Source organism: Duganella sp. AC917, assembly GCF_979258245.1.
Genome location: NZ_OZ409848.1, coordinates 590,341 through 605,566 on the forward strand (window position 1 = coordinate 590,341; position 15,226 = coordinate 605,566).

Sequence of the window (15,226 nt, forward strand, 5' to 3'; positions counted from 1 at the left end):
AATGAAACATAAGATGACTGTGGCGGCGTTGGCCGCGATGATGTGGTCCGGCGCCCATGCCGGCGACCAGTGGGGACCCTATAACGCCGAATTTCCGGCTGCCAGCGATGGTCTGCTGAAGAAAATCAAACAAGCCGATATCTTTGCGTCGGCAGTGGCGGGAAGGGTGCAGCCTTTCGGTTTGAGCGGCTGGTTCAAACCATCCGAGCCGGCGCCCGGCCGCACCTTGATCGCCGGCGTGGCCGGCGCGCAGGCGGGAATCGGCTGGTTCGTGTGCAGTGTCGACGGCGCCTTTGGTTTCTGCGGCTACGGCGTGGAAGTGGTGTCGCCGATGAAGCTTGCGCCGGACGCCTGGGTGCACCTGGCGGTCAGCTACGACGGCAAGCAAATCACCCTGTACGCCAACGGCACTGTCGTCGCTCGCCAAGACGCGGTCCTCAAAGCCGAGGCGGTCAAGCCGGTTCCGGTCAAGGACCCCGCGCAGGGTGCGCCGGTCGACGACTTCGGCGCGCGGATTTCGCTGGGCCCGCGCAGCAAGGCAGCGACGGGCTACGCCGGCCGCATCGCCGGTTTCACAGTCACCAATACGGCGCTCGACGACGGCGCGGTGCGCACGATGGCGGCCGCGCAGCCGAACGATGCGCTGATCAATTTTGAATCAGGCAGCCCATCGTGGCCGATCCAGGTTCGCCAGATGTACGGCCAAGTGACGCCGCAGGATCCATGGACCTTGCCAAAATCCGGTTCGCCGTTCCAGGAGCCGAAAGCCAAGCCGGCCTACGGCGGCCCGGCGCTGGTGCAGAAGGACGTCAATCTGTGGACGATTAAATCGTGGAAGCTGCAGGCGGCGCCGGAAGTCAGCGCCAAGCCGCAGCAGATTTCGTCGGCCGGTTTCGACACCGCAGGGTGGTATCAAACCACCACGCCCGGCACGGTGCTGACCACACTGGTCGACCGCGGCGTTTATCCGGATCCCGACTTCGGCCTGAATAACATGGCCATTCCGGAGTCGCTGAACAAACAGGATTACTGGTATCGCACCTTGTTCCAGCCGCCTGCCTCCTTCAAACAGGGGCAGCGCTTGTTCGTCACCTTCAAGGGTGTCAACTACGAGGCGGAAGTCTGGATCAATGGCCGCAAACTGGGTGGCATGAAGGGCGCCTTCGTGCGCGGCACCTTCGACATCAGCCCGTACCTGAAGCTCAAGGGCGAGAACGTCATCGCCGTGAAGGTCTCGCCGCCGCCGCATCCGGGCTTGCCGCAGGAGGAGTCGATCACGGCGGGCGCCGGTGAAAACGGCGGCACGCTGGCGCAGGACGGGCCGACCTTTATCGCTTCCGAGGGCTGGGACTGGATTCCTTCGGTACGCGACCGCAATACCGGCTTGTGGCAGGAAGTGGTGCTGCACACCACGCGCGACTTCAAGCTGGGCGACGCCCAGGTGATCACCGCACTGCCGAAGGCCGACAACAGCGCGGCCGACGTCAGCATCGAGGTGCCGGTCTCTAACCTGTCCAAATCGACGCAGCGGGTCACCGTGCGCGCGACCATCTCGCGCCGGGGCGCCGACATGAAGCCGGTTCAGGTCAGCAAGACCGTGAGTCTGGCGCCGGGCGAGCATAGCGTGCGTTTCACGCCGGCCGATTTCGCCGCGCTCAAGCTGAAAAACCCCAAGCTGTGGTGGCCCAACGGCTATGGCGCGCCGGATCTGCACGATCTCAAACTGGAGGCGGTGCAGGGCACGCAGCTGTCCGACCAGGCCAGCACCCGTTTCGGCGTGCGGGCGGTGACGTACGAACTGTCGCTGGTGGACCAGAGCGGCCATCTGCGCCGCGTCGAAGCCGACTTCACCAAGGGCCGTGAACTGGGCGTGCGCATCACCGACGGGCGCCACCAGTCGATTAAAAAGCTCTCCGATAAAAACTGGGCCACGGGCCTGCGGCCGGAAGCGGAAGGCACGTCCGCCATTCGTCCGCTGGAGGAGACCACGCTCAGCCCCTTCCTCGTCATCAAGGTCAATGGCGTGCGCATCGCGGCGCGCGGCGGCAACTGGGGCACGGAAGACTGGCGCAAACGCGTCGACCGTGAACGGCTGGAGCCTTACTTCCGCCTGCACCGGGACGCCAATGTCAACATCATCCGCAACTGGGTGGGGCAAAATACCGAGGAGAGTTTCTTCGAGCTGGCCGATGAATATGGCTTGATGGTGTTGAACGATTTCTGGGCCTCGACCCAGGACTACAACCTGGAGCCGCAAGACGTCAATCTGTTCATGGAAAATGCGCGCGATGTCGTCAAGCGCTATCGCAACCATCCGTCGGTGGTGATGTGGTTCGGCCGTAACGAGGGCGTGCCGCAGCCGGTGCTCAACGAGGCGTTGGAAGCGATGATTTATCAGCTGGACGGCACGCGCTGGTATAGCGGCAGCTCGAACCGCGTCAATCTGCAGGACAGCGGTCCGTATAACTATCGGACGCCGGCGAGCTACTTCACCGAACACGCCAAAGGCTTCTCGGTTGAAGTGGGCACGCCGTCGTTCCCGACGCTGGAGGCGATCAAGGCGGCGGTGCCGTCGACCGACCAGTGGCCGCTGAGCGATACCGTCACCTACCACGACTGGCACCCGGACGGCAACGGCAGTGTCAAGACCTTCAAAGCGGCGATGGCGGACGGCTACGGCGCGCCCGATTCGCTGGCGGACTTCGAACGCAAGGCGCAGTTGCTGAACTACGAGAGCCATCGCGCAATCTTCGAAGGCATGAATGCGGGCCTGTGGCGCCAGAATAGTGGACGCATGCTGTGGATGACGCAGCCGGCCTGGCCGAGCACGATGTGGCAGATCCTCAGCCACGATTACGACACGCACGGCGCCTTTTACGGCGTGAAGAGCGCGGCGGAGCCGGTGCACGTGCAAATGAACCTGCCCGACTATCAGCTCATGGTGATCAACAACCCGGCCGCAGCGCTGAACGGCGCCACGCTGTCGTACGCGGCATATGACGTCAAGGGCAAGCTGGTGGCCGGCGGCGACAAGCCGGTCACGGTCCCACCGGTCAGTACATCCGAGCCTATCGATGCCGGCATTTCCGCTTTGCTGGCACAGCACAAGCTGATCGTGCTGAAACTGGCGCTCAAGGACGCCAATGGCCAACTGCTGTCGCAAAACGCCTACTGGCCGAGCAGCACGCTGGAGGGTCAACAGGGCTTGAACGAACTGGCGACGGTGCCGCTGGAGCTGGCCACGCGCTGGACCAATGCGGCCGTGCCGGGCGAACGGCAGTTGGAGGTTACAATGCGCAACGGCGGCGAAGTGCCTGCCCTGAGCGGCAAACTGACCCTGTTCAATGCGGACGGCGAAAGGATACTGCCGGTGTATTTTTCGGATAATTATGTAGCGCTGATGCCGGGCGAGAGCCGCACCGTGACCGTCACGTTCAAGAGCCAGGGCGCCGTGCGACTGGACCTGCGCGGCTGGAACGTCGCGCCGCAATCGCTGCAGGTAGGCGCCCAATGAAAGGATTCAAGATGAAGAAGTCGTTGATCTCCGCGATGGTCGCCGCCGGGTTGCTGGCACTGGCCAGCGCCCCAAGCCAGGCCGACGAGGCCCTGAACCCGGCCGCCTGCAGCACCACGCCGGCGCCGCGCAAAATCGAATATCCGTGGATGTCGATCGAGCGCTGGAACCAGATGTTCAACGAGGACATCGCGGTTGCCGACGCCGGCAACGTCGACCTGCTGTTCGTCGGCGACTCCATCACCGAAGGCTGGAACCAGCAGATATGGGACAAGTCCTTCGGCGCATGGAAGGCTGCCAACTTCGGTATCGGGGGCGACCACACCGGTAACGTGCTCTGGCGGCTCGACCACGGCCATGCCGACAAACTGCATCCGAAGCTGGTCGTGCTGACGATCGGCGTGAACAACTTCTTCCACTGCGGCGCCGGTCCGGCCGAGGTGTTCGACGGCGTGCAGGCGGTGGTGCGCAAGCTGCGCGCGCTGTACCCGAATGCGAAAATACTGCTCAATGCCGTGCTGCCTTACGAGCAATCGGCGCAGAGCCCGAAACGGCAGCAGATCATTGAGCTGAACCGCAAGATCGCGACGCTGGGTAATGGCGAGACCATCATCTTCAAGGACTATGGCGCGCGCTTCCTGCTGTCGAACGGCGACATGTCGTCGGAGGTGATGGCCGACTTCCTGCATCCGACGGCCAAGGGCTATCAGATCTGGTCCGACGCGATGCTGCCCGACATACAGAAGTTGATGAAGTAATGAACGGCGCACAACGCCGTATTACCGGCTGCGCGGCATTGCTTGCCGCGCTTTGGGGCCAGGCCCCGCTGGTCGCGGCGGCGTCGATGACGGCCGCCGATCCCCACATCGCCCGGATGGGCCGAACCGCTACCAACGCTGACGGCGTGGTGCGGTTCGGCTATCCGGGTGTTAGTTTTTATCTCAACTTCGAGGGCAAGCGCCTCAGCGTCGAGGCGGAGGCCAGCGGCGGGAACAGCTACCTGGACGTGATCGTCGACGGCGTCGCCCGCAAAGTGCGGCTGGCGTCCGGCAGGCAGACGGTGACCCTGGTCGACGGCGCTTCCGCCGGCAAGCACTCGGTGGAAATCGTCAACCGTTCCGAGACCTGGCATGGCACCGCCGCGCTGCTGCGCTTCGACACCGACGGCCGATGGAATGCGGCGCCCATTCTGCCGCAGCGGAAAATGCTGATGCTGGGCGATTCCGTCACCTGCGGCGAGGCGATCGACCGTGTCGCCGGGGCGAAGAAGGATCCGTCCTGGTGGAATGCACGCTCGTCGTACGGCATGCTGATGGCGCGCGATTTGCACGCGCAGGTGCAGCTAGTCTGCTACGGCGGCCGAGGCTTGATACGCACGTGGGATAACAAGACCAACGAATTGAATCTGCCCGACTATTATCAGTTGGCGATCCCTGACCAGAAAAATCCGGTTCCATGGGACCAGCGCGATTATCGGCCCGACGTGATCCTCAGTGCGATCGGTAACAACGATTTCAATCCCGGGATTCCGGATCGCGAGCAGTACGTGGGAACCTATGTGCGCTTCGTGCGGACGCTGTTGAAGGATCATCCGCAGGCGCATGTCGTGTTGACCGAGGGCGGCTTGATGACCGGCGAGAAGAGGGTGGCGCTGATCGACTATATCGCCGAGACGGTCAAGCGGGTAGGGGACAAGCGCGTGCATGCCATCGCATCGAAACCGTATTCCGGCGATGCGGATGACGGCCATCCGACCAGGGAGCAAACCGTTAATATCGCCAACGATTTGCTGCCCCAGGTTCGCGCCATCATGGGTTGGTAAGCTAAGGCAGGATTAGACGAAACGCCTAATCCTGCCAAACATCTTAGTAGCTAGCGCCGACCCGGACGCCAAACATGCGAGGCTGTACGAAGTTCGCCTCCATGAAACCACCAAACACCGAATTACCACTCAACTTCGCATGGCTGTTCGAGACGTTACGAACATACAGCTCCGCGTGCCATTTGTCGTCGGGCGCTTCCAGCCGCACCGACGCATCGCCCATCGCATAGGCCTTCTGATAGCGACCGATGCTCGGGAACTCGGAATTGAGCATGTCGAAGTAAGCCTTGTCGCGCCAGTTCACCTTCACGTACGGGATCACCTTGTAGCCGTTTTCAAACCCGAACTCCTGCGAGAAGTTGATGTTGAACTGGTACTTCGGCGTGTTCGGCAGATGGTTGCCGTCGATGTTGGCCAGGCGGCGGCCCAGCAGCGTCTTGTCCGGACCATTGTAAGCGGTCGGGCAGGCCGGCAGGCCCAGTTCCAGGCGCACGTCGCACTGGTAGTCGTCGCTGTACGAATTGTAGTCGTGGATGCTGGAGTTGATGAAGGCGAAACCGCCACCGATACGGCCGCCGCGCCATGGCTTGTAGTCCCATTCCAGTTCCAGGCCCGGGATATTGACCTTGCCGACGTTGATGGTGCGCCAGCCTTCGTACACGTCGCACTTGGGCTGGTCGGCAGGGCAAGGCAGCCCGTTCGATGGAATGATCTGGTTGATGAAGTAGGTGCCGGTGACCTGCATGTCCTTGTACTTCATGAAGAACGCGGTGGCCGACAGGCTCAAACGGTTGTCCAGGAATTTGCCCTTGAAGCCCAGCTCATAGTTCGTCACGGTTTCCGGCTCGTACGGCAGGAAGGTCTCGACGCCAGGTTTGCCGTCTGCGCACAGGCGGTAATTGCAGCTGTCCGTCTTGTCGGCAAAGCCGCCGGCCTTGTAGCCGGTCGACACGGAGGCATACACCATCTTGTTGTTGTCGAGCTGCTTTTGCAGACCCGCGCGCCACGTCACTTTTTTCCATTCCTGTTTGTGGTCGTTCGAGGTCGGCGCGCCATACAGGTTGTAGGCCGCCACGCTGCCGCCCATCGCCGGCGTCAGATCGGTGCCGTCATGGACGTGGAAGCCCGGCGTGCCGGGCGTGCCCTGCGAGTACAGGCCGTTGTAGTAGGCCGAGTTGCCGATCCAGTTGGCGCCATACACCTTGCCGCCTTTGTCCTCTTTGCTGTCGATGCTGTAGCGCGCGCCGAGGGTACCGGTCCATGTCGGAATGAACTTCCAGTCGGCTTGGGCGAAGACCGCCTTGGCGTCTACCTGGCGGTTCGGCTGGTTATACAGCACGCTGCCGACGTCGCCGTAAGGCTTCTGAATAGTGTTGGTCTGCTCATAGTCGATCCGGTTACGCTCGTGCATCCAGAACAAGCCGCCGACGTATTGCACGTTGCCCAGCTGCTGCTTCAACTGCGCTTCGTGCACGGTCGACAGGTAACGCGAGTCGAGCGTGCGGTGGAAGGAATCGGTCAGCGGCCAGGTGCCCCAGTTGCCGTCGACCGAATTCGGATATGCGCCATTGATCTGGAACGGCGCCGCGTGCTGCATGCCCAGGTCGTCGTCGGTGATTTGCGAGCGTTTTTGGTCGGCGACCTGGAAGGTGTAGTCGAAGTTGGTGTGGTCGTTGATGTTCCAGTTGATCCCGGTGCGCAGCGTCTTGATACTCAGGTCGTTTTGCCCCGGGACGTTGACGTTGATGTCCCACTTGCCCTGGCCTGGACCGCACGCGTAGCGGGTCCCTGCGGTGGCATCGCAATCGCGGAAGGTGGCGCCGCCGGCGCCGGAATCCTGAAACTGCTCATACGACGCCTTGGCCGTGATGTCCTTGTTGATCTTCAAAAGGCCGGTCAGGCGGCCAGCCCATTCGTCCTGGTTGGTGTAGTAGTCGCTCGGGCCGACCACGCGGTTGAAGCGCTGGTCGACATCCGGCTTGCCGTTAGGGACCCAGCCAAGGGCAGGGGCGTTGGCTTCGCTCAGGTCGCGCGTCTGGTTGGCGTAGCCGTCGCGCTTGACCTTCATGAACGTCGCACGCAGCGCCAGCGCGTCGTTGACCACGATGTTCTGCACCACCGAGATCTGCTTCTTGCGGTAGTTGCCGATATCGATGTCGGCCTTGCCGTAGTTGCCCGTCCAATCGGGTTTGGCCGGAATCACGTTGACGCTGCCGCCGGTCGAGTTACGGCCGAACAGCGTGCCTTGCGGGCCGCGCAGCACCTCGACCTGCTCCAGGTCGAACATCAGCGCCTGCGCGCCTTGTGGACGTGGCGAGTACATGCCGTCGACGTGGAAGCCGACCGCGGGGTCGCCGGTCTCGGTGAAGTTGGTGGAGGTGATGCCGCGAATGGTGATCTGCACGGCGGAATCCTCGCCGGTGTTTTCGATCACGACGTTGGGCATCTCGCCGCTCAAGTCCGAGAGGCTGGTCGCGCCCTTGCGGGTCAATTGTTCCTGGCTCAGCGCCGCGACCGCGAGCGGGGTACGCAGCAGCGAGGTTGAGTAGCGGGTGGCGGTGACGCGCACTTCCTGGATCTGGTCGGGATTCGCGGCGACCGGGGTGGTGGTGGGTGCGGCCGTGGTGCTGGTCGCGGTGGTATCTGTGGCTTGGCCGTGTGCGGTCATGGTCATGAACCCGCAAGCGCTGGCGACAGCCAGGCTCATGAGTGTTCTTCTGGTCGGATGCAGCATGTCGTCTCCTTGACGTCTTTTGATTATGGGTACTGTGGTTGTCAATAATGACAATTAAATATTGCATCTCGAAAAGTCGCGGGTCAAACGAATCCCAGAAACGCGGTGCAGTTTAATCACCTTTACTAAACACGGAATTTACAATTGGGCCGGTCGTCGCACCTCAACAACAGTCGGACGGCAGCGTGTAATCGCATGCGCCTTTTGGTTAAGTTTTGTAAGTTTTTATTGCGTTTTATTACGCAGTGCCGGCTTGGAGCCGTAGGGGCGCCCGGTGTAAGGCACTCGATCCAACGTAAGGAACTGTAATGAGCGATTTCACGGGGAAAAATAAACGTCAATCGATTCAACGACTTATGGTTGTTGGAGGGTGGTCTGAAAGTCCTTGTCTGTAACGTAAAACGCAATGCTAGAATAATTTTATAGTTGCAAATACTGCTACGGAATCACTAAAAATACGAGGACAGTCGATGCCGTCACTCCGGGTCGCAGCGAACGTTTTGTTTATCTCCCTGCTCGCCGCCCAAGCCGCGCAGGCGGGCACGCTGGTGATCGAAACCTGGCGGACCGACGACAAGGCGCTGTGGGAAAAAGTCCTGCTGCCGGCGTTCGAGAAGAACCATCCAGGCATCGACGTCAAGTTCGCACCGACCGCGCCCACCGAATACGACGCCAGCCTGGCCGCGCGCCTGGCCGGCGGCACGGCAGGGGACTTGATCTCCTGCCGTCCGTTCGACGTATCGCTGTCGCTGTACAAGAAAGGTCACCTCGAAAAACTGGACGGCAAACCGGGGATGCAAAATTTTGCGCCGACGTCGCTGGTCGCCTGGCAGACCGACGATGGCAAAGACACGTTCTGTATGCCGGTCGCCTCGGTGATCCACGGCTTCCTGTACAACAAAAAGATCTTCAAGAAGCTCGATTTGCAGCCGCCCAAAACGGTCGAACAGTTCTTCGCCGTGCTGGAGTCGGTGAAGCGGCGCGGCGGCGGTGTGGCGCCGCTGGCGTTGGGCACCGCCGAACAGTGGGAATCGAGCCAAACGGTTTATACGAATATCGGTCCGAACTTCTGGCGCGGCGAGGAGGGACGCAAGGCGCTTATCTCAGGGAAGGCAAAGCTGACCGACGCGCCCTTCGTCGAAGCATTTCAGTTCGAGTCCAGGATGGGAACCTACCTGGACAAAGGCGCCAGCGCGCAGACCTATGGCGACAGTCAGAACATGTTCGCGCTGGGCCGCGCGGCGGTCTATCCGACCGGCTCGTGGGACATCTCCTATTTCAGCCAAACGCCCGGTCTGGAACTTGGCGCTTTTCCGCCGCCGGTGCGCAAGGCGGGTGACCCGTGTTTCATTTCGGACCATATGGACATTGGTATCGGCGTCAACAAAAAGTCCCGCAACAAGGACGATGCGCTCAAATTTCTGGCGTGGGTGGGGTCTCAGGAATTCGCGGACATCTACACCAACCGTATTACTGGATTCTTTTCGCTGTCTAACCATTTGATCGCGGTGCGCGATCCGGTGGCGGAGCAGATGGCGGAGTGGCGTAAAAGCTGCGCCTCGACGATACGCTTCAACGCCCAGGTGCTCAATCGCGGCCAGCCAAGCATGGAGAGCGAACTATGGAGCGTCAATGCCCAGGTCTTGAATGGGAAACTGTCACCCAGGGACGCCGCCGCCAGGCTGCAGAACGGCTTTGCGCAGTGGTACAAGCCGCAGCAAAAGTAAGCGTAATTGCACCTGCCTTTCCCCTTTGTTCATTTACGATTTAGAAAAAACTGGAGAATCAAATGACGATGACGACCACCAAGCCGCTGTTGAACAAAAAACTGCTCCCCAGGCTGATCGCGCTGGCGCTTGGTGGCGCACTCGCTCCGCAACTGCATGCTGCCGATGCGGCCGTGGCGGAAGCGGCTGCGCAGGCCAGCGAACCCGCGCCGGCGGGAGAGCCGGCGGTGGTCGAAGTGAAGGGCATCCGTGAACGCCTCAAGCGCAATCTGGCCGAGAAGCGCGACTCGGGCAACGTGATCGACACGGTGACGGCGGAGGAGGTGGGTAAGTTCCCGGACAAAAACGTAGCCGACTCGCTGCAGCGCGTCCCCGGCATTTCGGTCGACCGCACCTGGGGCGAGGGCCGCGACATCTTCGTGCGCGGCACCGACAAGAATCTGAACCTGACGCAGTTGAACGGCCAGGCCGTGGCGTCGGGCTACTGGTGGAAAAACGACTCGCAAAGCCGTGGCTTCAACTACGACATCCTGGCCTCGGAGCTGGTGGGCAGCATCGATGTCTATAAAAGCCCTTCTCCCGACCTGGACGAGGGTAGTATCGGTGGCCTGGTCAACGTCAAGACGCGCAAGCCGTTCCAATTGAAGCCTTTCGTCGCACAGGTGTCTGCGGAAGCGACCTACAGCGAACTGCCCGAGAAAACCGATCCGCAGTTCTCCGGCCTGCTCAGTTGGACCAACGAACAGAAGACCTTCGGCGCGTTGGTCGCGGTGAGTCAGCAAAAACGCACGATGCGTCGCGACGGTCTGGAAAACTTCACCGACACGACCAAGTACAACATCGTCGACCAGAACGGCGCCGTCACACCGGGCGCCTATGCATCGTGGGGCGGCGGCACTCCGATCTTCCGGCAGGACCGCGAGCGCACCACCGGCAACATCACCTTGCAGGCGCGCCCGAACGCCAACACCGACATCTCGCTGAACTACATGAACTCCGATATGAGCATGGACAACAGCAACCAGAACTACCTGTGGCAAGCGGGTGGCCTGGTGGACGCGCAAGGGAACATCGCCGTCGCCAATCCTCGCTTCATCACCACCTCGGACGGCACCAAGGCGCTGGTGGGCGGCACGGTCGGCCCGACCAACGGTGTCTCGTTCGAGCCGATTTTCCGCCAGTCGTACGTCAAATCGCAGGTGCTGGACCTGGAAGGCACCTACGATGCCGACAGCTGGAAGTTCCACGGCCAGGCCGGCACCACCAAGGGTTCCGGCGGCAGCGACCATGACCGAAACTTCTGGTTCACCGGGAACACCCGCGCCACGTTCAACCTGGCTCCGGACACGTACGAGATCAAGTACCTGGATATGAGCCCGCTCGATCCGACCAAACTGACCTTGCAAAGCACGCGCGACTGGATACGCCGCATGGAGACCAAGGAAAACTACGCCCAGGGCGATCTGACGATTGATCTGAATGGCGCCTTCTTCAAATCGATCAAGGTCGGCGTGAAGGTGCGCGACACCAAGGTGCAGAACCGGCGCATCATCGGCACCAATGGTCCCGGCAATCCCGGTTGGGAAACGCTGACGTTGGCCGACCTGTCGACCGGACCATCGCCGCTGATCTCGCAGGAGGCCGCAAGCGCCGGCTCGCTCACGCAGTACGCGTGGGTCGATGACGGGCTGGCGTCGTCGAGGGGCTTCGCGATGTTCGACAAGGGCATGGTGTATGCGGAGGCGAAGGGCGAGTACTACCGCATCAAAGAGAAGATCTATGCGACCTATGTCCGCGCCGACTTTGCGGTGGGGCAGTGGCGCGGCGACTTCGGTGCGCGCCTGGTCAAGACCGATCAGACCTCGGAAGCCTATCAAGACCTGAACGGCAACGGCAATTACGTGTTGGGCAGCGTTTCACGCACCTACAACGACGTGCTGCCGAGCCTTAACGCGGTCTACTCCGTGAAGAAGGATTTGCTGGTGCGCGGCGCCATCGCCCGCGTGATGGCGCGTAACACCTACAGCGATTTGAGCGCCAGCACTGAGGTGAGCGGCACCACCAATGCCGCCACCGCCGGCAATCCCTTCCTCAAGCCCTACCACGCCAACCAGGCGGAGATCGGCGCCGAGTGGTACTACGCCGACGCCTCGCTGCTGTCGGCGACGGTGTTCGCCAAAAAGCTCGATACCTTCATTTACTCGCAAAGCGCGCTGGAAAACGTCGGCGGCGTCACGCGCTCGGTCACGCGCCCATACAACGCCAATAGCGGGCAGACCGTCAACGGACTGGAAGTGCAGTGGCAGCAGGCTTTCGGTAGCGGCTTTGGCGCCATCGTCAACTACACCTTCACCGACGCCAAGACCGGCGCCAACGCCAACGGTCAAAAACTCAACGTGGTGGGCAACTCGCGCAACCAGGCCAATGTCAGCGGGTTCTTCGAAAAGGACGGCTATAGCGCGCGGCTGTCGTACAACTACCGCTCCAAGTCCTACGGCGGCTTGAATGAGGGCGGCCAGGATGTGACCAGCGCGTACGGGCAATGGGACGCTTCGGCCAGCTGGGACATCACGCCGAAAATCAGCCTGTATCTGACGGCGGTGAATATCGGGAATGAACTGATACGCACCAATACCACCGACGGCCTGCCGGTTGGCGTGTACGAGAACGGCGCCCGGTATAGTGTCGGCGTCAAAGCCAAGTTTTAATCATCGAAGGTCACCCAGGGGAGTGGAATGCTGAATCGGAAAACCGCCGGCGGTATCGGACTGGCCTCATTGTCGTCATCGCTGTCGTTACCGTTATCGTTATTGCTGTTGATGGCGACGCCCTGCACGGTGGCCCGGGCGGGGGAGGTCGCCAAGCCCGGCACGGCGGCCATGAGCCGGGACGCGACGCCAACCGCTGCGGCAGCGGGCGCCAAGCTGCGTCTGCGCTGGGAGTTGGAACGCAATGAATTTCCCGCTGCGGCCCCCGGCGGTATCACGCATGCGCGGTTCACCCTGACGAATCTGGACAAGTATCCGCTTCCGGACCAAGGCTGGGCGCTGTACTTCAACTGCATGGACGGTGTCGCCACCGGCCCGCTGGCCGGCAACCTGACGGTGGAGAAGGTGGCTGGCGGCTTATACCGCATCCGTCCCGCTCCCGGGTTTGCCGGAGTGGCGCCGGGACAGACGTTGAAGGTGCCGTACATTCACCCCAATCTGGTGATCAAGCTGGCGAAGGCGCCGGCGGGTCCGTATCTCGTCTACGACAGCGCGCCCGATGTGGGCCAGAACATCACGGACTACGAACTGCTGCCTGTCGATCGTCCCGAACAACTCGACAAAGGCGCGACCGGAGCTAAAGCGGTCGTCACGCCGCAGGACACCTATCGCCGCAACGCCAAAGCCGACCTGCTCCCGGTGGCGTCGCTGCCACCGTTGTTCCCCACGCCGCTGCGGTTGGAGCAGGGCAGGGGCAAGCTGCGTGTGACCGGGCAGCCGAAGCTCGTCGCGCCGGCCGCGCTGAAAACGGAGGCCGCTTTCGCGCGGTCGCTGTTCCCGGCCGCGTTGTCATCCGGCGTCACCGGCGCGCCAGAGCTGCGCCTGGGTGTCGGCGCGGTCGTCGGTCAGTCTTCGCCGGAGGCCTACAGCCTGACCATCAAGGCCGACAGCGGCATCAACATTGTCGGCAATAGCGCCGCCGGCGTGGCGCACGGTCTGCAATCGCTGCGCGACCTGATGCCGTTGCCGGGCGCCGGCGGCATCGAGCTGCCCGAAGTGAGCATCGTCGACGCGCCACGGTTCCCGTATCGTGGCTTCCAGCTGGACGTCAGCCGCAACTTCCACACCAAACAAACTGTGTTCAAGCTGCTGGACCTGATGGCGCGCTACAAGCTCAATACCTTCCACTTTCACCTGACCGACGACGAGGGTTGGCGCCTGGAGATCGCCGGCCTGCCGGAACTGACATCGATCGGCGCGGTGCGCGGCCACAGCGCCAAGCCGGGAGTTCGTTTGCAACCGGCCTACGGCTCCGGCGGCAATCCGGACAACGCCACCGGCACCGGCTACTATACCCGTGCCGACTACATCGAGATCCTGCGCTACGCCGCCGTGCGTCACATCGACGTGATCCCTGAAATTGAAATGCCCGGCCACGCCCGCGCGGCGGTACAGGCGATGGAGGCGCGCTATCATCGCCTGAAGGCCGCCGGAAAACCGGACGCCGCGAAGTATCTGCTCAACGACTTCGGGGACCGTTCCGTCTACAGTTCGCCGCAGCACTACACCGACCACGTCATCAACCCCGGCCTCGAGTCGAGCTTCACCTTCATCGAGCATGTGGTTGGACAGGTCGCCGCGCTGCACCGCGAGGCCGGCGTCAAGCTGCGCACCATCCACGTCGGCGGCGACGAACTGCCGCGCGGCGCTTGGGAGCAGTCGCCCGCCAGCCTGGCCGTGATGCGGCAGAAAAAGCTGGAGACCGTCGCCGACTTGTGGGACTACTTCTACGACCGCGTCGATGTCATCTTGCGCAAGCAAGGGCTGTTCGCCTCTGGTTGGGAGGAGATGGCCGCGCGCACCACCATGCTGCGCGGCCAGCACAAACTGATCCCGAATCCGCGCTTCACCCAGCGTGGCTTCAGTGCCTACGTCTGGAACAACACCGAGGGCGCCGAGGACTTCGCCTACCGCCTGGCCAACGCCGGCTACGACATCGTACTGGCGCCGGTGACCAAGATGTACATGGATATGGCCTACAACGCCAATCCGGAGGAGCCGGGCGTCAATTGGGGAGACTACGTCGAGCTGGATACCGTATACGACTTCATTCCGCTGGATTATCTGAAGAACGCCGACAAGCCGATGTCCGGCAAGGACGCCTTGACCGATTACGGCAAGCGCCGCATCCGCGGGCTGGAAGCGACTTTATTCACCGAAACGGTGCTGACTCCGGACCGCATCGACTACCTGGTCATGCCGCGATTGCTGGCGATGGCCGAGCGCTCGTGGGCGCCGGACCCCGCGTGGGCCACGGAAAACGATGCGGACAAAGCGGCCGTGCTGCACCGCGCGGCCTGGTCGGGCTTTGTCAACACGCTGAGCCAGCGCGTGCTGCCTCGCCTCGACCTGGAGAAAGCTGGCGTGAACTACCGCATTGCGCCTCCGGGCTTGCTGATCGAAGGTGGCCGTGTGCTCGTCAACCACGTCCTGCCGGGCATTGCGATGCGCTACACGGTCGACGGAGCCGTTCCGGACGCCAGCAGCAAACCGGTGACGGGACCGATCGCGGAGAAGGGCGTCATCCAGGTCGCCGCCTTCGACCGCAACGGCAGGGCGGGGCTGGTGGCGCGCGTGGAAAACCGCTGAACCGCCGGCATGACGATCTGTCCCCGCAGACGATCATCTCCGCTATAATCATTGCACCGTTTTTTCAGGATG

General features: G+C 62.1%; 7 protein-coding genes. 6 read left to right on the top strand and 1 reads right to left on the bottom strand.

Features of this window, described 5'->3' with window-relative positions:
- The first annotated feature begins 1 nt into the window (after position 1).
- From ACZ0BA_RS02625 to axe2C, 3 genes are read left to right on the top strand one after another with little or no spacing between them, the layout of a single operon-like run.
- Positions 2–3,514: a glycosyl hydrolase 2 galactose-binding domain-containing protein gene (locus ACZ0BA_RS02625; protein WP_463449804.1), complete on the top strand. Its 3,513-nt coding sequence runs from the start codon at positions 2–4 to the stop codon at positions 3,512–3,514.
- An 11-nt stretch (positions 3,515–3,525) separates the two neighbouring features.
- Positions 3,526–4,272 carry a GDSL-type esterase/lipase family protein gene (locus tag ACZ0BA_RS02630; RefSeq protein WP_463449805.1) on the top strand — a complete coding sequence of 249 codons (747 nt, stop codon included), beginning with the start codon at positions 3,526–3,528 and terminating at the stop codon, positions 4,270–4,272.
- A complete protein-coding gene (gene axe2C / locus ACZ0BA_RS02635; protein ID WP_463449806.1) occupies positions 4,272–5,336 on the top strand; it encodes a bifunctional acetylxylan esterase/glucomannan deacetylase AxeC2 in 1,065 nt (354 codons plus the stop codon). Before ACZ0BA_RS02630 ends, axe2C begins: the two co-directional genes overlap by 1 nt.
- Positions 5,337–5,379: 43 nt before the next feature.
- On the opposite strand, the gene ACZ0BA_RS02640 is transcribed toward axe2C, so the two are convergent.
- Entirely contained in the window at positions 5,380–8,043 is a 2,664-nt protein-coding gene (locus ACZ0BA_RS02640) for a TonB-dependent receptor (protein ID WP_463449807.1), read from the bottom strand.
- 497 nt (positions 8,044–8,540) lie between these two features.
- Between ACZ0BA_RS02640 and ACZ0BA_RS02645 the strand changes: the two genes are divergently transcribed.
- The 3 genes from ACZ0BA_RS02645 (at position 8,541) to ACZ0BA_RS02655 (ending at position 15,154) form a co-directional block, all read left to right on the top strand.
- A complete protein-coding gene (locus tag ACZ0BA_RS02645; protein WP_463449808.1) occupies positions 8,541–9,797 on the top strand; it encodes an ABC transporter substrate-binding protein in 1,257 nt (418 codons plus the stop codon).
- Positions 9,798–9,859: 62 nt separating this feature from the next.
- On the top strand, positions 9,860–12,505 hold the full coding sequence (locus ACZ0BA_RS02650; RefSeq protein ID WP_463449809.1) for a TonB-dependent receptor: 2,646 nt from the start codon (positions 9,860–9,862) through the stop codon (positions 12,503–12,505).
- A 27-nt stretch (positions 12,506–12,532) separates the two neighbouring features.
- Positions 12,533–15,154 carry a family 20 glycosylhydrolase gene (locus ACZ0BA_RS02655; protein WP_463449810.1) on the top strand — a complete coding sequence of 874 codons (2,622 nt, stop codon included), beginning with the start codon at positions 12,533–12,535 and terminating at the stop codon, positions 15,152–15,154.
- Positions 15,155–15,226 lie beyond the last annotated feature (72 nt).